Below are 24620 nucleotides of genomic sequence, written 5' to 3' on the forward strand. Positions count from 1 at the left end.
AGCAGTCCTGATGTTCCGGAGCGATCCGGGACACGTCAGGCGGACAGCCTGCTACTTTCCAGAGTTGCCTCGCCGCGGCGGTACATGGGCCTGAGAGATTCCTGGGGAGGATTTGCTCCTACGGCGCCTGCTTGTACCTACTAGCAGAACTCTCCCGCCGCAGATCAAAGGCTTATTCATTTGGGATTGACATCTTGGTGGCCGGTGACAGCCATCACCAATTGTCCTATGCCGCAGGCTTTCGGGCAAATGGTGGACCGCCCCGGACGGGCACTGCCACGAATGCGGCCATTCAGCCCCGTAGCCGCTCCACCGCGGCAAGGAGTTCCGCCACATCCCCCTGCCTGCCGTCGGCATTCCCGGAGGGCCCGCTTTCCCACATGGCGTTGAAGTACAGCCCGTCGCCCATGTACAGCACGGCCTTGGCCATCGCCATGCCGACGTCGGCGCCGATCAGTTCCAGCCACTGGTGCTGGATGGCCGCAAAACGGCGGCGGGCCTCCTCGTGGGCCACCTCGGCCAGGCGGGTGGCAGCAACAAACGAACGGTCCATGGGGGTGTCGGACCAGAGCGATGACCGGATGAAGTACGCGGCGGCACCCTCAGGCGCGGCCGCCATCGCGGCCAGGTCCTCCCCGGCCAGGCGGTCCAGCCGCTCAAGGGTGGCGGTAATCAGTGCTTCCTTGTTGGGGAAGTGGTACAGCAGTCCACCCTTGGACACGCCGGCCTTTTTGGCCACCGCATCCAGCGTGGCGGCGCGTTCCCCGACGTCAATGAGGAGTTCTTCAAAAGCGTCAAGGACGGCATCATGCGCGACGGGTTTTCTGGCCATGGTTCCAATCATGCATCCTCGGGGACTTCGATTTCTTAACTATACCGTCCAGACGGTACAGTTATTGCATGACCATGTCCGCAGCCTCCCGGCAGAACACCCTCAACACGCCCAGCACGCCGTCCGCCGCCCGCTCGATGCCGGCTCCCGGTCCGGCACGGGCTCCAGGCAGAAGCCATTGGCGCGACTGGCTCGCGCTGGGCCTGCTGATGTTCCCGGTACTCCTTGTTGCGGTGGACAACACGGCGCTGACGTTTGCACTGCCGGCCATTGCCCGCAGCCTGGAAACATCGGGCGTCCAGCTGCTCTGGATCGTGGATGCCTATCCCCTGGTTCTTGCCGGGTTGCTGGTTGCCATGGGCAGCCTCGGTGACCGGATCGGACGCCGGCGGTTGCTCCTGGTTGGCAGCGTCGGTTTCGCGGCCGTCTCGGCGGTGACGGCTTTCGCGCCGGGCGCCGAGTGGCTCATCGCCGGAAGGGCGGCGCTCGGGTTCTTCGGGGCCATGCTGATGCCGTCCACGCTGTCCCTGATCCGGAACATCTTTCCGGACCCGAACCGGCGCCGGCTGGCTGTGGCCATCTGGGCGGCCGGCTTTTCCGGCGGCGCCGCGCTGGGCCCAATCTTCGGCGGCTGGCTGGTGGAGCACTTCTGGTGGGGCGCGATCCTCCTGGTCGCGGTGCCCATCATGCTGCCCCTGCTGGCATTCGGTCCGGCCTTCATCCCTGAGTCCAGGGACCCCCACCCCGGGCGGGTGGACGTGCCCAGCATCCTGCTGTCCCTGTTGGTGATGGTGCCGGTGGTTTATGGCATCAAGGAACTGGCAACGGAAGGCTTCGGGGCGCTTCCGGCACTCCTTATAGGGTTCGGCCTGGCCATGGGGTTTGTTTTTGTCCGCCGCCAGCTCCGGATTGGCAGCCCCCTCCTGGACATGTCGCTGTTCCGCAACAGGGTGTTCAGCACGGCCATCACGGCCAACGTCCTGGCGCTGTTTTCCTTCAACGGCTTCATCCTGTTCCTGGCCCAGCACCTCCAGCTCCTGGAAGGAATGACGCCGTCCGCGTCCGGTGTGGCCATGATTCCGGCCCTGCTGGCCACCGTGGTGGCCGGACTGGTGGCGGTACCCCTGGTGCGGAAGGTCCGTCCGGGATTCGTGGTGGCTGGCGGCCTGGCCCTGAGCGCCACGGGCCATGGGCTGGTGGCCTTCGGCAACCACAGCGCGGGCCCGGCCCTGCTGCTGGGAGCACTGCTCATCCTTGCGCTGGGCGTTGGCACGGCGGAAACAATATCCAACGACCTCATCCTGGGCGCCGTTCCGGCGGAGAAGTCAGGGGCGGCAGCCGCCATCTCCGAGACCGGCTACGAGGTGGGGTCACTCCTGGGGACGGCCGTCCTGGGCTCCATCCTGACGGCTTCCTACCAGCACAATCTGCTGTTCCCTGCCGGGATCGCAGAGGCCACGTCCGGCACAGCTGCGCACCAGGCGGGCGAAACCCTGGCCGGAGCCATGGACCTGGCTGCCACCCTGCCCGCTCCGCTCGCGGAGGCGCTCCGCGGCGCGGCCCGCGCGGCGTTCGATTCCGGTGTGCACATCACTGCGGGGATCGCGCTGGTACTGATGGCGGGCGCGGCAGTCCTTGCCGCCGTCGCGCTTCACAGAGTCCCCAAGGCACGCTAGGCTACCCGCCTCCGGCCCAGGATCCGACCCGGAGCAAAGGCGCCACACAACAAGAAGCCCGGCGCCGGAAATTGCTTCCGGCACCGGGCGCTCCTGTGCTCATTCTGCGAGCGCTGCGCTACTTTGCGTCCGGCGCAGTGACGCTGGCGGAGGCCTTCATCGTCTCCGCATTGACCATCCATGCATACTGCTCCAGCTTGGCGATGAATGCATGCAGCAGGTCCGCGGTGGTGGGATCCTCTTCATCCACTTCGTCGTGCACCTTGCGCATGGTCCCGACGGCGGCCTCGAGGGCGGCGACGATCCGCTCGATGGCGTCCTTGGTGTTGATGAGTCCCTCAGGGAACTGGGCCAGGCTGGTGCTCTTGGCCACCGTTGAGCTGCGGCCGTCCGGAAGGGCATGCAGGGCCCGCATCCTTTCGGCCATGTCATCGGCGAACTGGCGGGCCGCGTCAACGATTTCGTCGAGCTGCAGGTGGAGGTCCCGGAAGTTGGTGCCCACGATGTTCCAGTGGGCTTGCTTGCCCTGGATATGCAGCTCGATCAGGTCCGCAAGAACGGCCTGAAGATTGTTGGTCAGCGTCGGTGAAGCTTTCATGAATCCTCCTCGATTGGTCCAGTGATCCTGACGCTATCAGCCGCTTTGGCAGCCCGGAGCAAAATTTCTCAGTGAGCTTACTAATTGGTCCACGCGACATAAAAGAACGCTATTCATTTAACCCCTTGCGCGAAAGCCCGGCACCGTTCATACTAAATGAACGTCATTCATTTAGTGACGGTCGTCTCACTGGAAGTAAGCCCATGATTGAAATTTCCTGCCTCGACTCCCCCGCTTCCCTGGCCCGGACAGCGCCGTCCGAACGCCCCACCCTCCGGGTCGGCGTTGTGCAGCACCGCTGGCATGCAGACACCGCTGTCCTGCAGGCCGAACTTGACGAAGGCATCGGGCGTGCCGCCCGGCTGGGTGCCTCCGTGGTGTTCCTGCCCGAACTCACGCTCTCCCGCTACCCCGCGGACACCCGCCCCGAAAATGACACCTCCCGGCCCGGAGCGGTGCGGTCCCGGCCTTCGGACACCGCCGAGGACCTGCTCACCGGGCCCACCTTCCGCTTCGCCGCGGAGTCAGCCCGCCGCCACGGCGTGGCTGTCCACGCCTCGCTGTACCAGCAGGCACCGGACCCTGACGGCAGCGACGACGGCCTGGGCCTGAACACCGCCATCCTGGTGTCATCCGAGGGAGAACTGCTCGCCCGGACGCACAAGCTGCACATCCCGGTCACCGCCGGCTATTACGAAGACAAGTTCTTCCGCCAGGGTCCGGCGGCAGCGGATGCCTACGAGGTCCACGCGCCGGCGGAACTGGGCGGCGCCCGGCTGGGCATGCCCACCTGCTGGGATGAATGGTTCCCGGAGGTGGCGCGCCTCTACTCCCTTGGCGGGGCTGAGATCCTGGTCTACCCCACGGCGATCGGCTCCGAACCGGACCACCCGGATTTCGACACGCAGCCGCTGTGGCAGCAGGTCATTGTGGGGAACGGCATCGCCAACGGCCTCTTTATGATTGCGCCCAACCGCTGGGGCAGCGAGGGAACGCTGGACTTCTACGGCTCCTCCTTCATTTCCGACCCCTACGGCCGGATCCTGGTCCAGGCCCCGCGCGACGAGTCCGCCGTGCTGGTGGCCGACCTGGACCTGGACCAGCGCCGAGACTGGCTCACGCTCTTCCCGTTCCTGGCCACCCGCCGCCCTGACACCTACGGCCGGCTCACCGAACCCGTACGCCGTGACCAGCCGCTTGGCGGCGAAGAGGCGGGGATCCCGGCGTCGGCACTGGACACCGGGGTGACAGCATGAACGCGTGGCGCATGCCGGCCGAAACCGCTCCGCAGGAGCGGCTCTGGATGGCTTTCCCCACCGGCGGCTACACGCTGGGCGAGTCGGAGGAAGATGCGCACGCTGCCCGGTCCACCTGGGCAGCGGTGGCCAACGCCGCCGTCGAATTTGAGCCCGTCACCGTCGTGGTGGACCCCAACGACGTCGCTATCGCCGCCCGCTATCTCCACCCGGACGTCGAGGTGCTTGCGGCCCCGCTCAACGATGCGTGGATGCGGGACATCGGCCCCACGTTTGTGCTCGGCGAGGACGGGCGCCTCGGCGCCGTCGACTGGGTGTTCAACGGCTGGGGGGCCCAGGACTGGGCCCGCTGGGACAAGGACGCGCTGGTCGCCGGCGAGGTTTCCGGCCGGGCCGGCGCCACGCACATCGTGTCCGCGCTGGTCAACGAAGGCGGCGGCATCCAGGTGGACGGCGAGGGCACCGTCCTCGTGACCGAAACCGTGCAGCTGGATCCGGGCCGCAACCCCGGACTCAGCCGGGCCGACGTCGAAGCCGAACTTGCCCGGACCATCGGCGCAACCCACGTCGTCTGGCTCCCCCGCGGCCTGGCCAGGGACTCCGAACGGTTCGGCACCCGCGGGCATGTGGACATCGTCGCAGCCATCCCCTCCCCGGGCACGCTGCTGGTGCATTCCCAGCAGGACCCCCGGCACCCGGATTACCAGGTGAGCCGCGAGGTCATCGAGCACCTCCGCACCACGACGGACGCGGCGGGACGGGAGTGGAACATCGTCGAAGTCCCCGCCCCGGAAACCCTGCGGGATGACGAGGGCTTTGTGGACTACAGCTACATCAACCACGTGGTGGTCAACGGCGGCGTCATTGCCTGTACCTTCGGGGACGCCAACGATGACAAGGCGCTGCAGATCCTGGCAGAGGCCTACCCCGGCCGGCGGGTGGTCGGGATCGACGCCCGCGAGCTCTTCGCCCGCGGCGGCGGTATCCACTGCATCACCCAACAGCAGCCTGCTGCCTCGTAGAAAGCGCTGGACAATGACACAAACCATCCGCAAGGGCGCCCCCGCAGGCCATTCGGTCACTGACGCAGCCGGCACGGCGCACGGCATCACGGCCAAGGGCCTGAAGGGCGGGCAGCTGGGCCTCCTCGCCGTCGTGGTCCTGGGCATTTCCACGATCGCACCGGCCTACACGCTGACCAGCGCCCTGGGCCCCACGATCAACGAAGCCGGGCTTCAGCTGCCGGTCATCTTCCTCATCGGCTTCATCCCCATGATCCTGGTGTCCCTCGCCTACCGGGAGCTCAATGCCGACTCACCGGACAGCGGCACCACCTTCACCTGGGTCACCAAGGCCTTCGGCCCGTGGGTTGGCTGGATGGGCGGCTGGGGACTCCTCGCCGCCAACATCATCGTCCTGTCCAACCTCGCCGGCGTGGCCGTGGACTTCTTCTACCTCTTCCTGTCCCAGCTGACGGGCTCGCCGGAGCTTGCCGACCTCGCTGCCAACAAGCCCCTGAACGTGCTGACGTGCTTCATTTTTGTGGCCCTCGCCGTGTGGGTGAGCTACCGCGGCCTGCACACCACCAAGCTGGTGCAGTACGGCCTCGTGGGCTTCCAGCTGCTGGTCCTGGGGCTTTTCGTAGGGTTGGCGTTCGCCAACTGGTCCACCTCCGAAACGGCCATCCCGTTCAGCTGGGAGTGGTTCGACGTCACTAAAATCGAGACGTTCGGGCAGATCGCCGCAGGCATCTCCCTGTCGATCTTTGTCTACTGGGGCTGGGACGTGTGCCTGACGGTGAACGAGGAAACGGCCAACGGCAAAAAGACCGCGGGCCTTGCCGGCACCCTCACTGCCGTGGCCGTCCTGGGCATCTACCTGCTGGTGAGCATCGCCACCATGATGTTCGCCGGCGTCGGCGATACCGGGGTTGGACTGAACAACCCGGAGAACCACGAGAATCTCTTCACGGCGCTTGCGTCCCCGATCATGGGGCCGTTCGCCATCCTGATGTCCCTCGCGGTCCTCTCCAGTTCGGCCGCATCCCTGCAGTCCACGTTCACGTCGCCGTCGCGCAGCCTGCTCGCCATGGCCCACTACGGCGCCCTGCCCAAGCCGTTCAGCCACCTGAGCAAGCGCTTCTCGACGCCGGGCTTCGCCACTGTTGCAGCCGGCGTCGTGTCCGCCGGTTTCTATGCCGTGATGCACGTGATCAGCGAGAACGTCCTGAACGACACCATCCTGGCTCTTGGCCTGATGATCTGCTTCTACTACGGCCTGACCGCAATCGCGTGCGCCTGGTACTTCCGGAACAGCGTCTTCAGCAGCCTCCGCAACTTCATGCTGCGGCTTGTTTGCCCGGTGCTGGGCGGGGTCGGCCTGTTTGTGGTGTTCCTGCAGACGGCGGTGGACAGCTGGGCGCCGGAGTTCGGCAGCGGCTCGGAGGTCTTCGGCGTCGGACTGGTGTTTGTCCTGGGCATTGGGATCCTGCTGCTCGGGGCCGTGTTCATGGTGGTCATGGCACGGCTCCGCCCCGGGTTCTTCAGGGGCGAGACCATCCGCCGCGACACTCCCGCACTGGTGGTGCCCGAGTAGTTCGGGGCGCAGAACGGCACCCTGGTCCGGGTTTCCGGACCAGGGTGCCGTTCGTGGGTTTGCTGTGCTTATCTCAACGCCGGTTCGCCATTGAACCGGAGGTCACCAGAAGTGCGCCACGTCCACTACCAGCCGCGATCCGGAGCCCGGTCCGTCCAGGGTGAAGACCCGGAACGGGAGCCGTGCACGGACGCCAACGCCGATGCTTGTGTAGCCTTCAAAGCTGCCTGCGTACGCTACCTGACGGAACGTCTGGTAGCCAGCCACGTTGGACAGTTCGGCTTTCGCTGCCGGGCTGTACGTGACATTGCCGGTCTCGTTGTCGTAGGACGGAGCGTTCACAGTGACCTGGAGGAACGCGCTGCCCTGCAGCGGGATACTGAAACCTGAACCGTCCTGGACCACTACGGGAACGTACTGGGCGGTGTAGCCGGCCACAGGGCCGTTGAGATCAACCACCATCCGGTCGAAGCAGTAGTGCTGCCCCGTCCGAACGTTGGTTACTGATGCGGTGCTCATCGCTGGATTTGTTTCAGCCAGCGATCCCCAAACAAGTCCGCAATAGGACGTGGTTGCCGAGGCGGGCCCCGGCGCCAGGAAACCCAATCCGACAGCCATCAAAATGACTGCCAGCCACGTATGAACCTTTTTCATTGTGGGCCACCTTTCGAGTGATTGGATAGCTCAAGCGTAGGAGCCCAAAGCACCCTTAAGCAGGGTTGTATCCGCTTCGGCGCGCAACCGTTAAATGCACCTGTTTCCGGTCACGCGGGCGTAAATTCGGTACGGTTTGTGGCCGGAAAGAATCCCTATTTAGACCGTTTCTGGACGCTACCGTTATGCACATAACGACGCCGGCACGCGGCTCCCGGCGTCCTGCCCCGGACAGCAGAAAGGCGCCGTCCACTAAAGCCTGGACGGCGCCTTTTCATGGCCTGTGGTCTGGCCTAGCCTTCGCATTCGCGGCAGTACTTCATGCCGTTCTTTTCGCGGGCAATCTGGGACCTGTGGCGGACCAGGAAGCAGGACGAGCAGGTGAATTCATCGGACTGCTCAGGAACAACAATGACCGTCAGTTCCTCGTTGGACAGATCGGCGCCCGGAAGGTCGATACCCTCGGCGGTGTCGTTCTCATCAACGTCGATAACCGCGGTCTGGGCAGCACCTGAACGGGAGGCCTGGAGGGCTTCCAGCGATTCTGCGGGAGACTCTTCTTCTTGCTTACGTGGAGCGTCGTAATCGGTAGCCATGGCATGTTCACTTTCGTTGCTGCGCAGCGCCATTTCAGGCACCTCAGTGAAGCAGTTTAGGTCATTATGCCTTGACTTGGAGAATAGTGTGCCCAAGCAGACATATTGCTACCGCCCGGCTGATTCCGAAGCCCCGGAAGCGTGCGCGGCGCGGGCGTGATCGCCGGCAACAGCGATGCCGCTGAGCGCAGGCAGCCAGCCCCAGCGGGTGGCCTCCGCCATGGCGTCCGCAGCCTCCTCGACCGTGTCGCAGAAGAAGGCATCGGCGAGCCATGAGCGGACGGAGGCCAGCAGCGGAGGAGTCATGCACCGACGGTACGGGGCGAATGTTGTGGGCTCGTTTCGCACCAGTCTCGGGGCCGTAAAGCTTTGGCCGTTGCGCCGCGTCCCGTTGCCGTGGCGCCGCGCGTCTGCCGGTCCTACCCTGAAAGGGCAAGCAACTCAGCGGCAACCTGAGGAGGCACAATGGCAGTCAAACTCAACCGCAAGGCCCTGACGCACGCGCGCGAACTCATCAAAGACGGGAAAGTCCAACGCGACGTCCGCGATGACTGGAGCGAACACGCACCATCGGCCGACGACGAGAACGCCTACATCGACAAACACGGCTTTTCTGACTTCGCCGAATGGCACCTGGGACGCGACGACGATAAATCGGACGAAACCAAAGGCAGCGTGAGCTTTCCGTTCGGTGACTTCAAAGAGGTCCACCGTTGCGCCGTTATTTCCCTGGAGAGCCGGGCAGCCCAATACGGCCATGACGACATCCGGGACGCCGCGAAAAAACTCCTGGAGCTGATCGACACGGAGTGAGCTCCGGCGCCGGATGCGCGGTCAGGCGCCCGGTTGGGGCTGGGCGGGGCTGCTTCGGTATGATCCGGGATCATGAGCGCAAAGCCGAGTACTGCTGGAACTGTCCGCGCTGTCTTCCTCGATGTGGACGGCACCTACGCGGACTACGGCGTTGTCCCTGACGGCCATGTGCGCGCCGTACGGGCCGCGCGGGAGGCCGGCCACCGGGTCCTGCTGTGCACCGGCCGGCCCGTGTCGATGTTGCCCCAGAGCATCCTGGCCGCGGGCTTCGACGGACTGGTAGCCAGCGCCGGCGCCTATGCGGAGGTGGCCGGGGAGGTGCTCCTGGACCGGCGTTTTCCGGCAGACCTCGCGGCCAGGACGGTCGCAGCGCTGGACGCGCACGACGCCGTCTACATCCTCGAGTCCCAGGAAGCGCTGCACGTTCCGCCTGCCGCCGCGGAGCGTTTGCGGGCCATCCTGGACGCCCACTTCCGGCACGCACCCGGAGGCCCGGTGGGTTCGTCCGCCATTCTCGGCGCGGTGCAGCAAACGGCGGACCGCGCGGCGGTGTCGTTCGCCAAGGTCTCCGTGTTTGATTCCCCGGTTGCCATGGAAGACCTGGTGCGCGAAATCGGCGAGGACATTGCCGTCGTCGCCAACTCGGTCGCCGACGAGGGCCGGCACGCGGGTGAGCTGTTCCAGCGCGGGATCAGCAAGGCCGACGGCGTCGCGGCCGTGATCGCCCACCTGGGTATCGCCCGGGAGGACACGATTGCGATCGGCGACGGTGCCAACGACCTGGAGATGATCGCCTACGCGGGCATCGGCGTCGCCATCGAAGGATCCATCCCCGAACTGATCGCCATCGCGGACCGCACGGCCGGGCGTCCGGGGCAGGAAGGTCTCGTTGCTGCCTTCGCCGAACTTGGCCTCCACTGATCCTGGCCCCGGCGGCCGCATGCCGCCGCCGGGACGGAAATGATCAGTTGCCAGGGCCGTGCTTTCGCAGCAGCGAAGGCGATTAGTTGGGTCTCGTTGGTAGTGATGCCTCGGGTGAGGTCGGGGTGGTCTCCATCAGTTCCGCGAGTTCGGCGGCTTTGGCTTCGGTGAGGTGTGGTGAGTCTCGTCGTGCCGCGGCATCAGGCCAAATCGTGGCCCTCCCGGTCGATCTGGAGGTAGCTCAGTCCGCTCACATCGAGCCAGAAGCTGGTGGGGGTCTCAACGAGACGAAGGAGGACGCCCTCGCAGGACTTGCACCGCACAACGATTCCCGGGGCGTCGGCATAGACCAGCGCTTCGCCGAAAGCCCGGACTGCGCCGCAATTCCTGCACCGGCCGATCGCTGCAACGATGTCGATGCGGAACACTTCCCACAACGGCCCTGCCACCGCGTTTCCGTCGAGATGGGGTATCGGGTTGCCTGCAATTCCGGCGATATCCTGGTCCTCGAAGCGCGGGTCCCCGGCGCCTTGGGACGGCAAACCACTTGTGCCACTCACCCTAAACCTCCAGTTCCGCCGAAGCGTTCGGTCTTGATGGAGCCGGATGGGTAGCCGGCCTGCACGAGCCATCCTGAGACCGTTTCGACAAATATTGTCTGACCACAGATGAAGATGGCGGGGGCAGCCTCAACCGGCAGGATGGTTGCCAACAGTGCCTCTTCCGAGAGCCGTCGAGGAGGATCCGGCCAGCCCTGCGGCGCTTGACGCGTGTAGGCGTAGTCGACCGCGAGTTTGGCGGATTCCCGGCTGATCCTGAGCAGCTCCTCCCGATAGAACCCAGCCCCAGGCGATTTGAGGGAGTACAGCAGCCGGAACGGTGACGGATTATCCGAGGCCTCGTGCGCGCGGATCATGGACATGAGCGGCACGATGCCGGATCCTCCGGCGATCAACTGGACCGGGTTGGAGTCCGTTGGCCGCCAGACGAACCAGGCGCCCACGGGGCCACGGATCTCCAGTTGGTCGCCTACCATCAGGTTCCTGACCAAATAGGGAGAGACTTCCCCGTTGGCCAATTCGTCGACCGTGATCTCTATGATTTCGTCCATGCCTGCGGTGGCCAGCGAGTAGGACCGTACAGCCGTGTAACCGTCGTCGGCGGTGAGCCGGATGTCGATGTGCTGGCCGGCGAGGTTCCCGTTCAATCCGTCGACCCTCAGCGCGATGGTCCTGGACGTTTCCGATTCGGGAACGCCGCTGACCACCTCGGCGATGCGCCAGAGCGTGCTCATCTGGGCGGTCTCATGAGTAGCGCTGCTCCCGCCACGGATCGCCGTGCAGGTGGTAGCCATTCGATTCCCAGAACCCGGGAACGTCCTCGTGGATCAGTTCGATGCCGTTGATCCACTTCGCACTCTTCCAAAGGTACAAGTGGGGCACCAGGAGTCGGGCAGGTCCGCCGTGGGCCCGCTCCAGTGGCCGGCCACCGAATTCCCACGCCACCCAGGCCTGTCCGTCCAGAAGGTCCTGCAGCGGGACATTGGTTGTATAACCGCCGTAGGAATGGGCCATCGTGAACGCGGAAGTTATTTCCACGTCGTCGAACAACGTGTCAAGGGACACGCCCCGCCACGAGGTGCCCAGCTGGGACCAGCTGGTGACGCAGTGGATGTCGGCCCGGATCTCAACCTGCGGCAGCGCCATGAACGCATCCCAGGACCACGTGTGGCGTTCCCCCGGGCTGGTTGAAATGAAGAATTCCCAGTTTGCCGTGGCGACATTGGGTGCAGGTCCTGCCGTTAAAACGGGAAAGGTGTCCGTCTCGTGTTGGCCGGGTGGCAATGCCGGGTTGCCGGTATGCCGTTTTCCGTGGAAACCAGACGAGATAATGCCCATCATGCACCTCCGCTGCGGAGACTGCCGGTCGACTTTGATCGGTTCCCCAACGATAGGGCAACGGCTGTCCGTGGTCCAGAGGTTCGCCATGCCCCACCAGAGACGCCGGAATCCCCGCCAACGCGGGAGTTCCGGCGTCCGCCACCACCGGCGTGGTAGCGGGATCGGGCCGCGCCGGGTGTCAGTCTTTTTTCAGTTTCTGGGCGAGCATCACGAGGATTCCGCTGGGACCGCGGAGGTACGTGAGCTTGTAGACGTCGCCGTAGGTGGCCACGCCGCGAAGCGGAGTACACCCGTGCTTCGCAGCTATCTCAAGGGCTTGGTCGATGTCATCAACCGAGAAGGCCACTCGGTGCATGCCGATGTCGTTGGGACGGGTGGGGTTCGTCTCGATCGCGTCAGGGTGGATGTATTCGAAGAGCTCAAGTTGACCGTGACCGTCAGGGGTCTGGAGCATCGCAATTTTGGCGTGGTTGCCATCCAGCCCGACGGCAGTGTCGGCCCACTCGCCGCTGACCGTGTCACGGCCAACGACCGTCAGCCCGAGGTCGGTGAAAAAAGCGATGGTTGCTTCGAGGTCGCGAACCGCGATACCGACGTTTTCAAGTTTGATGGCCATGCGTTGAAGCTACCAAGGCGGACCGTTTGGCTCCAGTGCTCAGATCCGAATCTGGCAGAAATGGAGCCTCCTGTCGGATTCGAACCGACGACCCCCGCTTTACAAGAGCGGTGCTCTGGCCAACTGAGCTAAGGAGGCGTGCCCTGACGGGCCTGCGCCTGAACGGCGCTAGATAAGGTTAGCCCAAGTCCGCCCGCTGGTAAAAACCGCCGCAACCCGGACATCAGGCCAATCGGAAAAGGCCCGGCCCCGGAGCAAAACCGGGGCCGGGCCTTCACCATGTACTGGGGCGGGTTATGCCTTCGCGTCGATCGCAGCCTGCAGGAAGTCGGGGAACTGGGTCTGGGCGCTGTCGCCCTTGCCCCACTGCTTGCCGTCCACGAACACGGACGGCGTGCCGGTGACGCCGATGGCTGCCGCTTCCTTGGTCGTGAACTTCACGTACGGACGGTAGGTCTTGTCGTTCACGCAGCTGTCGATATTGACGCCCATGTCAGAGGCCAGGGACTTGAGCTTGTCGTCCGAAAGGCCGGCGCCGCCTTCGGCAGGCTGATTGGCGAACAGCGTATCCACAAACTCCGCGTACTTTTCCGGAGACTGGTTCACAACGCACGCGGCGGCGTTGGCCGCGCGGGAGGAGTAGTTCGTGGAGGACCGGTTGTCCAGGAACCCGAGCGCGCGGTATTCCACCGTAATCTTGCCTTCGTTGCGAAGGGCAGTCAGCTGCTCGTTGTACTGTGCCTCGAAGTTCTTGCAGACCGGGCAGATGAAGTCGATGTAAAGGACCACCTTGACGGGCTTTCCTGCCTCAGCCTCGGCACCGGGGGCAACAACTTCCGCCGGGGCAGTCTCCGGCGGGTTTCCCACGGAAGCAGCGTCCACAGTGGACGCATCCAGCTTCGCCACCTCGGTGTTCGCGAGCAGGGTGATACCGCCGTGCACGTTGCCGTTGGCCGGCGTCGGCCCCTGGTCGGCGATCGGGGCGTTCTGCCGCATGGTGGTGGTCACCACGAGTGCCACAACCGCCAGGATGGCCACCACTGCCACCACAATGCCCCAGCCGATCAGGAGCTTGTTTCGCTTGTCCTTCTTAAGCTGGGCTTCGCGGATCAGGCGCGCCTTCTCGCGTGCCTCCGCTGTTCGCTCAGCCTTGGACTTACGTACTTCATTTGCGGGGCTCATGTGTTCCTTGGGTCGATCGACGTGGGGGGACCACTCAGTGGCAACTCCATCATTTTAGGGGAGAAACCTGAGAGCTTGCGCTTTCAACTATTCCTCCAGTTGACCAACGGACGAATAGCAAGGAAGATTCCGCCCCGTTAGGGTGGGCTTAGAGGCACAAGCAACCCCAGGGGGCCGCAATGCAAACACCTGTCCAGGAAAAACCTACCTCCGCGCCTGACTCCGGACCTGCCGGACACGGCCAGGACGATGGCACAAAATACGACTTCATGGTGGTGTCCAACAGACTGCCGGTGGACCGTTGCGCCCCGGGAGAAAGCGGCGACGACGGCTCCGGCTGGCGGCGCTCACCCGGCGGCCTGGTGACCGCACTGGCCCCGATGATGACCAAGACCGACGGCGCCTGGGTGGGCTGGCACGGCGCCCCTGATGAGACGGTCAAACCGTTCAGCCACGGCGGGATGGACCTCGTACCGGTCCAGCTCAGCACCGACGATGTTGAGCTGTATTACGAGGGCTTCTCCAACGCCACCCTCTGGCCCCTGTACCACGATGTGATCGCTCCCCCGGAGTTCCACCGGACCTGGTGGGACGCCTACCGCAGGGTCAACAAAAGGTTCGCGGACGCCGTCGTACGCCATGCAGACCACGGCGCCACCGTGTGGATCCAGGACTACCAGCTGCAGCTGGTGCCCCGGCTGCTGCGCGAGGCGCGGCCCGACCTCCGGATCGGCTTCTTCAACCACATCCCGTTTCCGCCGCCGGAAATCTTCGCCCAGCTGCCGTGGCGGCACGCCATCATCGACGGTCTCATGGGCGCGGACCTGGTGGGCTTCCAGCGCCCCAGCGACGCCGGCAACTTCATGCGCTCCGCCCGGCGGTTCCTGGGCGCCAGCGTCAAGCAGCAGCAGGTGCACGTCAAGGGGCACGACGGCGAAATCACGCACATCGCCAGGGCCCAGTCATTCCCCATCTCCATCGACGTGGCCCAGATCAGCGAACTGGCCAACAATCCGGAGATCATCGAGCGTGCCCGCCAGATCCGCCAGGACCTCGGAAACCCCAAAACCATCCTCCTGGGCGTGGACCGGCTGGACTACACCAAGGGCATCCGGCACCGGCTCAAGGCCTTCGAGGAGCTCCTCAACGAAGGGAAGCTGACTGTTGGCGACGCCACACTCATCCAGGTGGCCAGCCCCAGCCGTGAGCGCGTGGAGCAGTACCGGCTCCTGCGCGAGGAGATCGAGGGCACCGTTGGCCACATCAACGGCACCTACGACACCATCCAGAACACAGCCGTACGCTACCTGCACCACAGCTACCCGGTGGAGGAAATGGTGGCGCTCTACCTCGCCGCCGACGTCATGCTGGTCACTGCCCTGCGGGACGGCATGAACCTCGTGGCCAAGGAGTACGTCACAGCCCGCACGCAAAACGACGGCGCGCTGGTCCTGAGCGAGTTTGCCGGCGCGGCAGACCAGCTGAAGCAGGCCCTCCTGATGAACCCGCACGACATCGACGGGCTGAAGGACACCATCATGAAGGCCGTAAACATGTCCCCCAAGGATTCCGCCCGCCGGATGCGGTCCATGCGCAAGCAGATCCTCGAACACGACGTGGACCACTGGTCCGCGGACTTCCTCCAGGCCCTCAACGAAAAGGTGGTCCGCGATGACTCCTGATGCCCGCCGCGCAAAGGGCCCGCTGACGCTCTCCCCTGAACTCCTCGAGGCCCTCCGGCGCATCGCCCGGACCGAACACCTCCTGGTGGCCATGGACTTCGACGGCACTATCTCGCCGCTGGTGGACCATGCCGGCGACGCTCGGCCGCTGCCGCGCTCCGCCACCGCGTTTGCCGGGCTCGCCGCCCTGCCGCGTACGACGACGGCACTCATCTCCGGGCGCGCCCTCGCCAGCCTGCGGGCAGTGGCTTCGCCCCCGGTGGACACGCTGCTGATCGGCAGCCACGGTGCCGAGGCCTGGCTGGGTCCCGGGTCCGCCGAACTGACCCTGGACGAGGACCAGCGCGCGCTGCTCGCTGAAGTCCGGGGCATCCTGGAGGAGATCGTTGAACAGGCACCGGGCACGCTGCTGGAGGACAAGCCCGCCGGGGTCGTCCTGCACACCAGGCTGGCCACCCCGGACGTGGCAGAGGACGCCGTTGCGGCCGCCCGGGCCGTGCTGCAGGAACGCCGTGGCGTGTTCCTCAAGAACGGTAAGCAGGTCCTCGAAACTTCAGTGGTCAACGCCTCGAAGGGTGAGGGCGTGACCTTCCTCCGGCAGATCACCGGGGCTACGGCGGTCCTGTTCGCCGGAGACGACACCACGGACGAGGACGCGCTGGCCCGGCTGGAGTCCGGCGACGTCGGCGTGAAGGTGGGGCTCGATTTCACCCAGGCGCAGTTCAGGGTGGAAGCTCCGGTGCACGTCGCCGAATTGCTGGAGACCCTGTTGCAGGAACGCAGCCTGGCCGTGGCTGAAGAGGAACCCGAAAGCTTCGGCTGACCCGGACAGTAGCCAAGCTCATATGTGACGTCCGTAACATTTGGTTCATTTCGCCATTCATCTGACATACTCTTGCTTGTGATGTGGCGCACAGACACCGTGCGGCGTCACGCGATACTCCTCGGCCTCGGCCGGGGAGTACACGGCTGAAACACCGTGGACAACTGAACAAACATGAACCATTCACAACGGATCGTCCGGCACGTACCTGCCGGTGAAGGGATTGATAACTGTGGCTACAGTTACTTTTGATAACGCTACGCGTCTGTACCCGGGCACAGAAAAGCCCGCCGTCGATAAGCTCAACATCGACATCGCCGATGGCGAATTCCTGGTCCTCGTTGGACCCTCCGGTTGCGGTAAGTCCACCTCGCTGCGCATGCTCGCAGGCCTTGAGGATGTCAACGCCGGCCGTATCCTCATTGGCGACCGCGACGTCACCGACGTTCCGCCGAAGGACCGCGACATCGCCATGGTCTTCCAGAACTACGCGCTGTACCCGCACATGACGGTTGCAGACAACATGGGCTTCGCACTGAAGATCGCCGGCGTCAGCAAGGAAGAGCGCGCCGAGCGTGTCCGCGAAGCAGCCAAGCTTCTTGACCTCGAGCCGTACCTGGACCGCAAGCCGAAGGCACTCTCCGGCGGTCAGCGCCAGCGTGTTGCCATGGGCCGCGCCATCGTGCGTAACCCGCAGGTCTTCCTCATGGATGAGCCGCTCTCCAACCTGGACGCCAAGCTCCGTGTCCAGACCCGTACTCAGATCGCGTCCCTGACCCGCCGCCTGGGCGTCACCACCGTTTACGTGACGCACGACCAGGTCGAGGCCATGACCATGGGTGACCGCGTGGCTGTGCTGAAGGACGGCCTGCTCATGCAGGTTGACACCCCGCGCAACCTCTACGACAAGCCCAAGAACGTCTTCGTTGCCGGCTTCATCGGCTCCCCCGCCATGAACCTGCTGGAACTGCCCGTCGTCGACGGCGGCGTCCAGTTCGGCGGAACGGTTTACCCCGTGCCGCGCAACGTCCTCGAAGAAGCACACGGCAGCACCGTCACCCTGGGCAGCCGTCCCGAGGACCTCGAGCAGGTTGCCGCCGGCGAAGGCCTCCAGGTTGAGGTCGACGTCGTCGAAGAACTCGGTGCCGACGCCTATGTCTACGGCCACACCATCTTGGACGGCAAGAGCCACGACATCGTGGCCCGCGTCGACGGCCGCCGCCCCCCGATGAAGGGCGAGTCCATCCACGTCCGTCCGCAGTCGGGCCACGTGCACCTGTTCGACACCAAGACCGGTCTGCGCCTGGGCGACTAAATCCCCACCGGCTCTAAACCGACGGCGGCCCTCCTTCCTGGACGGGCCGCCGTCGGCGTTAACCCACGATGTTTAGGCCAGCCGCCCCTATGTACGGAAGAATTGACCCATGACCGAGGAAAACAGCGCCCAGTGGCACGACGAACCCACCGACTACGCGCAGATCGGCAAACTGCCCCGGTTTGAGGCGGCCAGCGCCAATGACAGCAAGCTCTCCGCGGTCTCAAGCTCGCTGAACATCACGGCGGCCGCCGCCGATCCGGAACTCCTGGACCTCCCCTGGCACATCGCACTCGAGGACTGGCCCGCCGAGAACCTCGCAGCACTCCCCCGCGGCATCTCCCGGCACATTGTGCGCTTTGCCCACCTGGGCGGCTCCGTCATCGCCATCAAGGAAACCTCCGAGCACGTGGCCCGCCACGAGTACCACATGCTGCGCAAGCTCGCCCGGCTGGACGTCCCCTGCGTCGAGCCCGTAGCCGTAATCACCGGCCGGACCACGCTGGACGGCCGGCCGCTGAACCCCGTGCTGGTCACCCGCCACCTGAAGTTCTCCATGCCGTACCGCGCGCTGTTCTCCCAGATGCTGCGCAAGGACACGCTCACCCGCCTCATCGACGCCCAGGCACTCCTGATGGTGCGCCTGCACCTGATCGGGTTCTACTGGGGCGACGTCTCGCTCTCCAATACCCTGTTCCGCCGCGACGCCGGGGCCTTCGCGGCGTACCTGGTGGACGCTGAGACCGGCGAGCTCTATCCGGACCTGTCCACCGGGCAGCGCGAATACGACCTCGAAATCGCCCGGGTCAACATCGCCGGCGAGCTGATGGACCTGCTGGACGGCGGCCTGATCGAGGAGAAGGTGGATCCTGTTGCCACCAGCGAGCTCATCATGGACAGCTACCGCCGGCTCTGGACCGAGCTGACGGAGAAGGAATCCTTCGAACTCGGTGAACGCTGGCGCGTGGGCGCCCGCATCCGCCGCCTCAACGAGCTGGGTTTCGACGTCGAAGAATACGCCATCAAAACCACACAGAACGGTTCCACCATCCAGCTGCAGCCAAAGGTCGTGGACGCCGGCCACCACATGCGCCGGCTGCTGCGCCTGACTGGGCTGGACGCCCAGGAGAACCAGGCACGCCGCCTGCTCAACGACATGGACTCGTTCCGGGCGGACAACAACCCGAAGATGGACGAGGAATACAGCGCCCACCTCTGGGTCAGCCAGGTCTTCGAGCCGATCGTCCGTTCCATCCCGCGGGACCTGTCCCGCAAGCTCGAACCCGCCGAAGCCGTCCACGAGGTGCTCGAACACCGCTGGTACATGTCCGAGAAGCAGGAACGGCACATCCCGCTGGCGGAAGCAGTGCAGTCCTACATCGACTCCATCCTGCGGCACCGCCGGGATGAGGCAGCCATCATGCTGAACCCGGACACGGAAATGCTGAAGATCCTCGAGGTGGAAACCGAGGAGTCCAGGTACGGCGCCGACGAAGACATCGACGAATACCCGGACGTCGACGACTGACGGAGTCCCCGGGGCGCCGCCCGCGGGACCAGCACAGCTGTGCTAAATCAGTTCGGTGCGCGCGGGCCTAGATGGCCTTCCCCGGGTTGAGGATGCCGGCCGGGTCAAAGAGCTCTTTGATCCGGCGCTGCAGCTCCCGTACCGGTTCCGGCTGCTCCAGTCCGAGCCAGCGCAGTTTGTACTGCCCGATGCCGTGCTCTCCGGTGATGGTGCCGCCCATCTCCAGAGCGGCGTCAATCGACGCGTCCAGCGCGAGGTTCAGTCGCTGCATGGCGCCCTCGTCCACGGCATCGTCCAGCCGGTCCACCCAGAACGTCGGGTGCAGGTTGCCGTCCCCGGCGTGGGCCACTACCTTGAGGCTGACCTCGTGGGCAGCGGCGATGGCCTCCAGCGCCGCGACGTAGTCCACCAGGCGTGAGCGGGGCACGGCGACGTCCTCACCCACCCGGTATTCGTCGTCGACCTCCACGCCGCGGCTGTTGCGGCGCAGCTCCACCAGCTGCTCGGCCTCGGCGGTGGATTCGGTGGTGACCAGCGCCCCGCCGTCCGCCAGCACCGCCCGGACGACGTCGGCCTCCGCGGCAGCGCCGAAACCATCGGTCTGGATGAGCAGCAGGGAGCGTCCGCGTGAGGTGAGGTCCGACCCGTGGATGCTGTCCAGCTGGGCAAGCGTGCCGCCGTCGAGCAGTTCCATGATGGCGGGCTGGACGCGGGCCCTGCCCACGGCCAGGACTCCGGCGGCAGCCTGCCGGAAGTCCGGGTAGAACGCGGCGATGGTGTGCACGTCGCGGGGCAGGTACTTCAGCCGCACCGTTACGCCCACCACGATGCCCAGCGTGCCTTCGGAACCGACGAACAGCCCGGTAAGGTCGTAGCCGGCCACGCCCTTGAACGTCTGGTGTCCGGTGTGGATGAGCGACCCGTCGGCGAGCACAACGTCCAGCGCGAGGACCGAATCCCGCGTGACCCCGTACTTGGCGCAGCGCAGGCCGCCGGCATTCGTGGCGACGTTGCCGCCGATCGTGGAGGTACGGAAGCTCGCCGGGTCGGGCGCATACATCAGCCCGTGGACGGCCGCCGCCTCGTTCAGGACGGCGTTCACCACGCCGGGCTCGACGACGGCGGTCTCGTCGTCGGGGTTAAGGTCCAGGATGCGGTCCATCCGTTCCAGGGACAGGACTACCGAATTCCGGCTCGCGTGGGCGCCCCCGGAGACCCCGGTCCCGGCGCCGCGGGCCACCAGCGCTATGCCCCGGCCGGCACAACACCTCACTGTGGCCTGGACGTCCGCCACTGATTCAGCGAAAACCACCGCCAGGGGAAACTGGAAGTCCAGCACGGGCGCCTGGTCCACTGCGTACCGCGTGAGCGTGGCTTCCTCAGTACTGACCAAGCCCGGCCCGAGCGCTGTCTCCAGCTCCTCAACTATGCTGCCCACGCAGCCTCCAGTTCCGTCGTCGCACATGTCCTTCCAGTCTAGGGCCGGGCTGGATGACGCGGCCGCGTCATAATCCCTCCGCAACCATGGCTGCAAGCGTTTCCACTGGTCAAACCCCAGTCACCGAATAGGGCCAAGCCGAGGCAGCCTGAACACGTGTGGAAGCGTTTTCATTTTTTGGCCTGCTCGTCTAGGGTAATTCCCATGTCTGTTGATTCCGTGATCTCCGCCACAGCAGCGCTGGCTGGACCGCTGACCCTGATCCACGACGCCGACAAGGCTCCGGGCTGGTGGCGCTCTGCCGTCATCTACCAGGTGTACCCGAGGTCCTTCCGCGACCTTAACGGCGACGGCATCGGGGACATCGCCGGCATCACCGAAGGGCTGCCGCACCTTGCCGACCTGGATGTGGACGCCGTCTGGCTGTCCCCCTTCTACCGGTCTCCGCAGCGCGACGCCGGCTACGATGTCAGCGACTACTGCGACGTGGACCCGATCTTCGGAACCCTGGGCGATTTCGACATCATGATGGCCGAGGCCAACCGCCTGGGCCTGCGGGTCATCGTGGACCTGGTCCCCAACCACTGCTCAGACCAGCACGTGGCGTTCCAGGCGGCCCTGGCCGCGCCCGCCGGAAGCCCCGAGCGGGACATGTTCATCTTCCGCGACGGCAGCGGCCCTGAGGGGCACGAGCCACCAAACAACTGGCAGTCCCACTTTGGCGGACCTGCCTGGACGCGCGTCATCGGGCCCGATGGCCAGCCGGACCAGTGGTACCTGCATCTCTTCGATTCGTCCCAGCCGGATTTTAACTGGGACAACCCTGCCGTGCATGCCGAGTTTGAGCGCGTTCTCCGTTTCTGGCTCGACCGCGGCGTGTCAGGCTTCCGGGTGGATGTGGCCCACGCGCTGGTCAAGGCTCCGGGGCTTCCGGCCTGGGGCGGCCGGGCGGACGGCGGCAGCTCTGACGGTTTCCCGGGCCACGAGGCCCCCATGTTTGGCCAGCCGGCCATCCACGACATCTACCGCGCCTGGCGCCTGATCCTGGACGAATACGGCCCGGACCGGATCCTGTGCGCCGAAGCCAGCGTCGATCTCCCCCGCCTTGCACACTGGGTCAGGCCCGACGAGATGCACCAGGCCTTCAACTTCCCGTACCTGCACGCCGGCCTGGACGTGTACCGGCTGAGGTCCGTCATCACGGACTCCCTGACGGTCCTGGACGCCGTAGGCGCGCCCAGCACGTGGGTGCTGTCCAACCACGACGTGGTGCGGCATGCCAGCCGCTTCGGTTACAACGGCTCCGGCCCCCGCGACGGCGACGGCATCGGCCCCGCAGACCATCAGCCGGACACCGCGCTGGGCCGGCGCCGTGCGGCCGCGGCTTCCCTGTTTATGCTCGGCCTCCCCGGTGCTGCCTACCTCTACCAGGGCGAAGAGCTCGGGCTTCCGGACGGCATCGACATCCCTGAAGGTATGCGGCAGGACCCCACCTTCGCGAGGACCGGCGGGGAACGCCTGGGCCGTGACGGCTGCAGGGTCCCGCTGCCCTGGAATGCCGCGGAACCCCACCTGGGCTTCGGCTCCGGACAGCCGCCGTGGCTTCCCCTGCCGGCAGCCTTCAAGGACCTGGCGCGCGACGTCCAGGCCGCCACGCCGTCGTCGCACCTGAACCTGTACCGCCGCACACTGTCTGCACGGCGGGAACTGGGCTTGGGCCGCGGCTCCCTTGCATGGGCCGAGGAATGGTGCACCGGCTCCTCCCTTGGTTTCGTGAACGGCACTACGCTGGTGCTTATGAACCTGAACCATGAGCCACTGGAAATGCCCGCGGGCAACGTGCTCCTCCGCAGCGCGGACCCGGAGTCCGGCCACTTCCTCGCCTCCGGCGAAACCGTCTGGCTGCAATTGGTGCACGGCGACACGGAGTAGTCCACATGGCAGGCATCAAAGACGTTGCCGACCGGGCCGGCCTCTCCATTGCCACGGTGTCGCGGGCACTTAGCGGGAAGGCCAACGTTTCGGCGAAGAGCCGCAAGCTCGCCAAAACGGCTGCCGCAGAGCTGGGATTTGTGCCCTCATACCATGCGTCAAGCCTGGCGTCCGGGCGGAACCACAACGTTGGCCTTGTGCTGCCGTCCGTGCACCGCTGGTACTTTTCCTCAGTCTTGGAGGGCGTCTCCGCCACGCTCCTGGATGCCGGTTACGACCTCACCCTGTACAACGTGGGTGACCAGGCGGCGCGGCGCCAGAGCGTCCTGAACGACTTCCTGCTGCGCAAACGGCTCGATGCAGTGATCGCCGTCGCGCTGGTGCTTACCGACGACGAAATCCAGCGACTCCTGGCCATCCATCGCCCCATCGTGGGCATCGGCGGGGCACTGGCGGGCGCATCGACCATCCGGATCAACGATTCCGGACTGTCGCGGATGGCCACCAACCACCTGATCCAGCTGGGCCACACGCGCATAGCCCACCTGACCGGTGATCCCGCGCTTAACCAGGACTTCAAACTGCCAGGAATCCGCCAGGCCGGATTCGAGGCCGCAATGAAGAACGCGGGCTTGCCTGTCCGGCCTGAATGGCAGATCTCCGCCGACTTCACCATCCAGGGCGCGTATACAAGCGCGCGCCGGCTCCTCGGCATGGGGACCGAACGGCCCACGGCCGTCTTCGCGGCGTCGGACGAGATGGCGATCGGCACCATCCTCGCCGCCCGCGACTTTGGCCTCAGGGTTCCGCACGACCTGTCCGTCATTGGCATGGACGGCCACGAGCTCGGCGAGGTCTTTGGGCTGACGACCATTAACCAGGATGCCCGCGGCCAGGGCGCCCTCGCTGCCCGGCTCCTGCTGGAAACGCTCGACGCCGGCACCCCTGCCGGTAACGATGGCTCCGCAACTGACCGGGAGTACCCGACGGAACTGGTTATCCGCACCAGTACGGCCGTACCGCCTGCTTAAGCTTGTTCCGCCGTCGTTTCCTCTGGGCTGCCGCCCATAAAGCGGACATACCGTTCAAGCACCGTTGGCCAGCCTGCGGCGTAGTCTGCCCGGGTACGCGCCGGGTCCTCGGCACCCTCCCAGCCGTCATGCACCAAACGGACCTCGGTATCATCACCCACGCCCCTGAAGGCCACACGCAGCTCCGTGGACCACAACGCCGTGGTTCCCGGATGCCAGGTCGCATGGAACGACAGGGGCGGCTGCCAGTCGTCGATGGTCCCCCAGATCGACGTCCGGCCATCGTCAGCGGTTTCCAGGATCAGGTTTTCTTCAAATTCCACGTATGACCCGGCGCCGTAGACGCCATGGGACTCCAGCGGCCACCAGAGGTGCGTGTGGTCGGTGAACCCGGCAAAAGCCTGGCCCACGTGGCCGGGAACCGTCACCGTCAGGATCAGGGGGTCCAGGGCGTCCGCAGCGTCTGAAGCATCCGGGGTGGGGCCACCTGCGTGGCTGAAGAGGTTGTCCATGGACACCAACTTTACCCGCGGGGCAGTCGTGGGAATCTTCCTCCCCAGGACCCTCTCGCAGTTCCTGCGGGTTTTCTCCGACGCTCTCGCGGTTGTTGCTGGTTTTGGGCTGCGGTCGTATGGTTCTCTGCATGGTGGTGAGAGAGGATCAGCCAAAAACCGACAGGATGTGAGAGAGGGTCCGTCCAGAACCTGCAGGATGTGAGAGAGGGTCCGACGGGGTGTGGGGGTGGGTTTTGTGGGTGGGTGGTTAAAGTGGGAGAGCCTCCAGAGTGTGTCTGGAGGCTCTCGACCTAATGATGTTCCGGCGGTGACCTACTCTCCCACACCCTCCCGGGTGCAGTACCATCGGCGCTGTGGGTCTTAGCTTCCGGGTTCGGAATGGGACCGGGCGTTTCCCCCACGCTATGACCGCCGTAACCCTGTTACCCGTCACGCACCCGGGGGTGTGTGTGGGAAGTCTGTGGTTACAACATGCTCCTGTTGAGGGAGCTGTGGTGTTGTTATGTAGTTGTGGTTTGTTCCTCAAGCAACGGGTTTGTTGTTTGGGAACCACATAGTGGACGCAAGCAGTCTTGTTTCTTTGTACCGCCCCTTGGTTGCAAACGCTTTTGAACCGCTTGCGGGGTGGTGTGTGGTGTAAGTTATCGGCCTATTAGTACCGGTCAGCTTCACGAGTCGTTAGTCCTCGCTTCCACATCCGGCCTATCAACCCAGTG

At 65.2% G+C, this 24620-nt stretch carries 24 protein-coding genes, 1 tRNA gene, 1 rRNA gene and 1 riboswitch; of the genes, 12 read left to right on the forward strand and 14 right to left on the reverse strand.

The window, feature by feature from the left end; translation table 11 throughout:
- Positions 1-68: 68 nt before the first annotated feature.
- A riboswitch (glycine riboswitch) is annotated at positions 69-167 on the reverse strand.
- Between the two features lie 125 nt (positions 168-292).
- Positions 293-832, reverse strand: coding sequence for a helix-turn-helix domain-containing protein (locus J2X42_RS17015; protein ID WP_310167021.1), 540 nt, complete (start codon positions 830-832; stop codon positions 293-295).
- 68 nt (positions 833-900) lie between these two features.
- Between J2X42_RS17015 and J2X42_RS17020 the strand changes: the two genes are divergently transcribed.
- Entirely contained in the window at positions 901-2508 is a 1608-nt protein-coding gene (locus J2X42_RS17020; RefSeq protein WP_396134101.1) for an MFS transporter, read from the forward strand.
- Between the two features lie 118 nt (positions 2509-2626).
- On the opposite strand, the gene J2X42_RS17025 is transcribed toward J2X42_RS17020, so the two are convergent.
- Positions 2627-3106: a Dps family protein gene (locus J2X42_RS17025; RefSeq protein WP_131134167.1), complete on the reverse strand. Its 480-nt coding sequence runs from the start codon at positions 3104-3106 to the stop codon at positions 2627-2629.
- A 203-nt stretch (positions 3107-3309) separates the two neighbouring features.
- Between J2X42_RS17025 and J2X42_RS17030 the strand changes: the two genes are divergently transcribed.
- The 3 genes from J2X42_RS17030 to J2X42_RS17040 are packed head-to-tail and all read left to right on the forward strand — an operon-like array spanning position 3310 to position 6957.
- On the forward strand, positions 3310-4362 hold the full coding sequence (locus J2X42_RS17030) for a nitrilase-related carbon-nitrogen hydrolase (RefSeq protein ID WP_310167022.1): 1053 nt from the start codon (positions 3310-3312) through the stop codon (positions 4360-4362).
- Positions 4359-5384, forward strand: coding sequence for an agmatine deiminase family protein (locus J2X42_RS17035; RefSeq protein WP_310167023.1), 1026 nt, complete (start codon positions 4359-4361; stop codon positions 5382-5384). Before J2X42_RS17030 ends, J2X42_RS17035 begins: the two co-directional genes overlap by 4 nt.
- A 13-nt stretch (positions 5385-5397) precedes the next feature.
- On the forward strand, positions 5398-6957 hold the full coding sequence (locus J2X42_RS17040) for an APC family permease (protein ID WP_310167024.1): 1560 nt from the start codon (positions 5398-5400) through the stop codon (positions 6955-6957).
- A 102-nt stretch (positions 6958-7059) separates the two neighbouring features.
- On the opposite strand, the gene J2X42_RS17045 is transcribed toward J2X42_RS17040, so the two are convergent.
- The 3 genes from J2X42_RS17045 to J2X42_RS17055 all read right to left on the reverse strand — a co-directional run bounded on the left by J2X42_RS17045 (position 7060) and on the right by J2X42_RS17055 (position 8513).
- Positions 7060-7611 (reverse strand): hypothetical protein, encoded by a 552-nt coding sequence (locus tag J2X42_RS17045; protein ID WP_310167025.1) that lies wholly within the window; start codon positions 7609-7611, stop codon positions 7060-7062.
- 293 nt (positions 7612-7904) lie between these two features.
- Entirely contained in the window at positions 7905-8207 is a 303-nt protein-coding gene (locus J2X42_RS17050) for a DUF4193 domain-containing protein (protein ID WP_310167046.1), read from the reverse strand.
- 108 nt (positions 8208-8315) lie between these two features.
- Entirely contained in the window at positions 8316-8513 is a 198-nt protein-coding gene (locus J2X42_RS17055) for a hypothetical protein (RefSeq protein WP_310167026.1), read from the reverse strand.
- Positions 8514-8672: 159 nt separating this feature from the next.
- On the opposite strand from J2X42_RS17055, the gene J2X42_RS17060 reads away from it, so the two are divergent.
- Together J2X42_RS17060 and J2X42_RS17065 are read left to right on the forward strand one after the other, a co-directional pair.
- The gene (locus tag J2X42_RS17060; protein WP_310167027.1) at positions 8673-9020 is read left to right on the forward strand and encodes a hypothetical protein; all 348 of its coding nucleotides are present in this window, start codon (positions 8673-8675) and stop codon (positions 9018-9020) included.
- A gap of 72 nt (positions 9021-9092) precedes the next feature.
- Entirely contained in the window at positions 9093-9941 is an 849-nt protein-coding gene (locus tag J2X42_RS17065) for an HAD family hydrolase (RefSeq protein ID WP_310167028.1), read from the forward strand.
- A 200-nt stretch (positions 9942-10141) separates the two neighbouring features.
- Here J2X42_RS17065 and J2X42_RS17070 read toward each other — a convergent pair whose 3' ends face one another.
- From J2X42_RS17070 to J2X42_RS17095, 6 genes are all read right to left on the reverse strand, one after another.
- Positions 10142-10501, reverse strand: a complete 360-nt coding sequence (locus J2X42_RS17070) for a DUF6510 family protein (RefSeq protein WP_310167029.1) — start codon at positions 10499-10501, stop codon at positions 10142-10144.
- Positions 10498-11235 carry an FAD-binding oxidoreductase gene (locus tag J2X42_RS17075; RefSeq protein WP_310167030.1) on the reverse strand — a complete coding sequence of 246 codons (738 nt, stop codon included), beginning with the start codon at positions 11233-11235 and terminating at the stop codon, positions 10498-10500. Before J2X42_RS17075 ends, J2X42_RS17070 begins: the two co-directional genes overlap by 4 nt.
- 10 nt (positions 11236-11245) lie before the next feature.
- Complete coding sequence (locus J2X42_RS17080; protein WP_310167031.1) at positions 11246-11839, reverse strand: sulfite oxidase-like oxidoreductase; 594 nt, start codon at positions 11837-11839, stop codon at positions 11246-11248.
- 181 nt (positions 11840-12020) lie between these two features.
- Complete coding sequence (locus tag J2X42_RS17085) at positions 12021-12458, reverse strand: VOC family protein (protein WP_310167032.1); 438 nt, start codon at positions 12456-12458, stop codon at positions 12021-12023.
- A 61-nt stretch (positions 12459-12519) separates the two neighbouring features.
- Positions 12520-12596 (reverse strand) — tRNA-Thr (locus J2X42_RS17090).
- A gap of 156 nt (positions 12597-12752) precedes the next feature.
- On the reverse strand, positions 12753-13640 hold the full coding sequence (locus tag J2X42_RS17095) for a thioredoxin domain-containing protein (protein WP_310167033.1): 888 nt from the start codon (positions 13638-13640) through the stop codon (positions 12753-12755).
- 179 nt (positions 13641-13819) lie between these two features.
- On the opposite strand from J2X42_RS17095, the gene J2X42_RS17100 reads away from it, so the two are divergent.
- From J2X42_RS17100 to J2X42_RS17115, 4 genes are all read left to right on the forward strand, one after another.
- A complete protein-coding gene (locus tag J2X42_RS17100; protein ID WP_310167034.1) occupies positions 13820-15322 on the forward strand; it encodes a trehalose-6-phosphate synthase in 1503 nt (500 codons plus the stop codon).
- Positions 15312-16145, forward strand: a complete 834-nt coding sequence (gene otsB, locus J2X42_RS17105; protein WP_310167035.1) for a trehalose-phosphatase — start codon at positions 15312-15314, stop codon at positions 16143-16145. The genes J2X42_RS17100 and otsB overlap by 11 nt, the downstream gene beginning before the upstream one ends.
- Positions 16146-16377: 232 nt before the next feature.
- Positions 16378-17460: a sn-glycerol-3-phosphate ABC transporter ATP-binding protein UgpC gene (locus J2X42_RS17110; protein ID WP_310167036.1), complete on the forward strand. Its 1083-nt coding sequence runs from the start codon at positions 16378-16380 to the stop codon at positions 17458-17460.
- Positions 17461-17569: 109 nt separating this feature from the next.
- Positions 17570-18988 carry a DUF4032 domain-containing protein gene (locus J2X42_RS17115; RefSeq protein WP_131134185.1) on the forward strand — a complete coding sequence of 473 codons (1419 nt, stop codon included), beginning with the start codon at positions 17570-17572 and terminating at the stop codon, positions 18986-18988.
- Between the two features lie 67 nt (positions 18989-19055).
- On the opposite strand, the gene J2X42_RS17120 is transcribed toward J2X42_RS17115, so the two are convergent.
- Entirely contained in the window at positions 19056-20426 is a 1371-nt protein-coding gene (locus J2X42_RS17120) for an FAD-linked oxidase C-terminal domain-containing protein (protein ID WP_310167037.1), read from the reverse strand.
- Between the two features lie 204 nt (positions 20427-20630).
- On the opposite strand from J2X42_RS17120, the gene J2X42_RS17125 reads away from it, so the two are divergent.
- On the forward strand, positions 20631-22358 hold the full coding sequence (locus J2X42_RS17125) for a glycoside hydrolase family 13 protein (RefSeq protein ID WP_310167038.1): 1728 nt from the start codon (positions 20631-20633) through the stop codon (positions 22356-22358).
- A gap of 5 nt (positions 22359-22363) precedes the next feature.
- Positions 22364-23389: a LacI family DNA-binding transcriptional regulator gene (locus J2X42_RS17130; RefSeq protein ID WP_310167039.1), complete on the forward strand. Its 1026-nt coding sequence runs from the start codon at positions 22364-22366 to the stop codon at positions 23387-23389.
- On the opposite strand, the gene J2X42_RS17135 is transcribed toward J2X42_RS17130, so the two are convergent.
- Entirely contained in the window at positions 23386-23901 is a 516-nt protein-coding gene (locus J2X42_RS17135) for an SRPBCC domain-containing protein (protein WP_310167040.1), read from the reverse strand. The two genes, J2X42_RS17130 and J2X42_RS17135, sit on opposite strands and share 4 nt — an antisense overlap.
- Before the next feature lie 302 nt (positions 23902-24203).
- Positions 24204-24320: ribosomal RNA gene (gene rrf, locus J2X42_RS17140) — 5S ribosomal RNA — on the reverse strand.
- Positions 24321-24620: the final 300 nt, after the last annotated feature.

The organism is Arthrobacter sp. BE255 (assembly GCF_031457335.1).
Lineage (GTDB): Bacteria > Actinomycetota > Actinomycetes > Actinomycetales > Micrococcaceae > Arthrobacter.

Excerpts from the sequence above, each read along its gene's own strand:
- J2X42_RS17015 (WP_310167021.1), bottom strand. The coding sequence starts at position 832 with ATGGCCAGAAAACCCGTCGCGCATGATGCCGTCCTTGACGCTTTTGAA.
- J2X42_RS17020 (WP_396134101.1), top strand. The coding sequence starts at position 901 with ATGACCATGTCCGCAGCCTCCCGGCAGAACACCCTCAACACGCCCAGC.
- J2X42_RS17025 (WP_131134167.1), bottom strand. The coding sequence starts at position 3,106 with ATGAAAGCTTCACCGACGCTGACCAACAATCTTCAGGCCGTTCTTGCG.
- J2X42_RS17030 (WP_310167022.1), top strand. The coding sequence starts at position 3,310 with ATGATTGAAATTTCCTGCCTCGACTCCCCCGCTTCCCTGGCCCGGACA.
- J2X42_RS17035 (WP_310167023.1), top strand. The coding sequence starts at position 4,359 with ATGAACGCGTGGCGCATGCCGGCCGAAACCGCTCCGCAGGAGCGGCTC.
- J2X42_RS17040 (WP_310167024.1), top strand. The coding sequence starts at position 5,398 with ATGACACAAACCATCCGCAAGGGCGCCCCCGCAGGCCATTCGGTCACT.
- J2X42_RS17045 (WP_310167025.1), bottom strand. The coding sequence starts at position 7,611 with ATGAAAAAGGTTCATACGTGGCTGGCAGTCATTTTGATGGCTGTCGGA.
- J2X42_RS17050 (WP_310167046.1), bottom strand. The coding sequence starts at position 8,207 with ATGGCTACCGATTACGACGCTCCACGTAAGCAAGAAGAAGAGTCTCCC.
- J2X42_RS17055 (WP_310167026.1), bottom strand. The coding sequence starts at position 8,513 with ATGACTCCTCCGCTGCTGGCCTCCGTCCGCTCATGGCTCGCCGATGCC.
- J2X42_RS17060 (WP_310167027.1), top strand. The coding sequence starts at position 8,673 with ATGGCAGTCAAACTCAACCGCAAGGCCCTGACGCACGCGCGCGAACTC.
- J2X42_RS17065 (WP_310167028.1), top strand. The coding sequence starts at position 9,093 with ATGAGCGCAAAGCCGAGTACTGCTGGAACTGTCCGCGCTGTCTTCCTC.
- J2X42_RS17075 (WP_310167030.1), bottom strand. The coding sequence starts at position 11,235 with ATGAGCACGCTCTGGCGCATCGCCGAGGTGGTCAGCGGCGTTCCCGAA.
- J2X42_RS17080 (WP_310167031.1), bottom strand. The coding sequence starts at position 11,839 with ATGGGCATTATCTCGTCTGGTTTCCACGGAAAACGGCATACCGGCAAC.
- J2X42_RS17085 (WP_310167032.1), bottom strand. The coding sequence starts at position 12,458 with ATGGCCATCAAACTTGAAAACGTCGGTATCGCGGTTCGCGACCTCGAA.
- J2X42_RS17095 (WP_310167033.1), bottom strand. The coding sequence starts at position 13,640 with ATGAGCCCCGCAAATGAAGTACGTAAGTCCAAGGCTGAGCGAACAGCG.
- J2X42_RS17100 (WP_310167034.1), top strand. The coding sequence starts at position 13,820 with ATGCAAACACCTGTCCAGGAAAAACCTACCTCCGCGCCTGACTCCGGA.
- otsB (WP_310167035.1), top strand. The coding sequence starts at position 15,312 with ATGACTCCTGATGCCCGCCGCGCAAAGGGCCCGCTGACGCTCTCCCCT.
- J2X42_RS17115 (WP_131134185.1), top strand. The coding sequence starts at position 17,570 with ATGACCGAGGAAAACAGCGCCCAGTGGCACGACGAACCCACCGACTAC.
- J2X42_RS17125 (WP_310167038.1), top strand. The coding sequence starts at position 20,631 with ATGTCTGTTGATTCCGTGATCTCCGCCACAGCAGCGCTGGCTGGACCG.
- J2X42_RS17130 (WP_310167039.1), top strand. The coding sequence starts at position 22,364 with ATGGCAGGCATCAAAGACGTTGCCGACCGGGCCGGCCTCTCCATTGCC.
- J2X42_RS17135 (WP_310167040.1), bottom strand. The coding sequence starts at position 23,901 with ATGGACAACCTCTTCAGCCACGCAGGTGGCCCCACCCCGGATGCTTCA.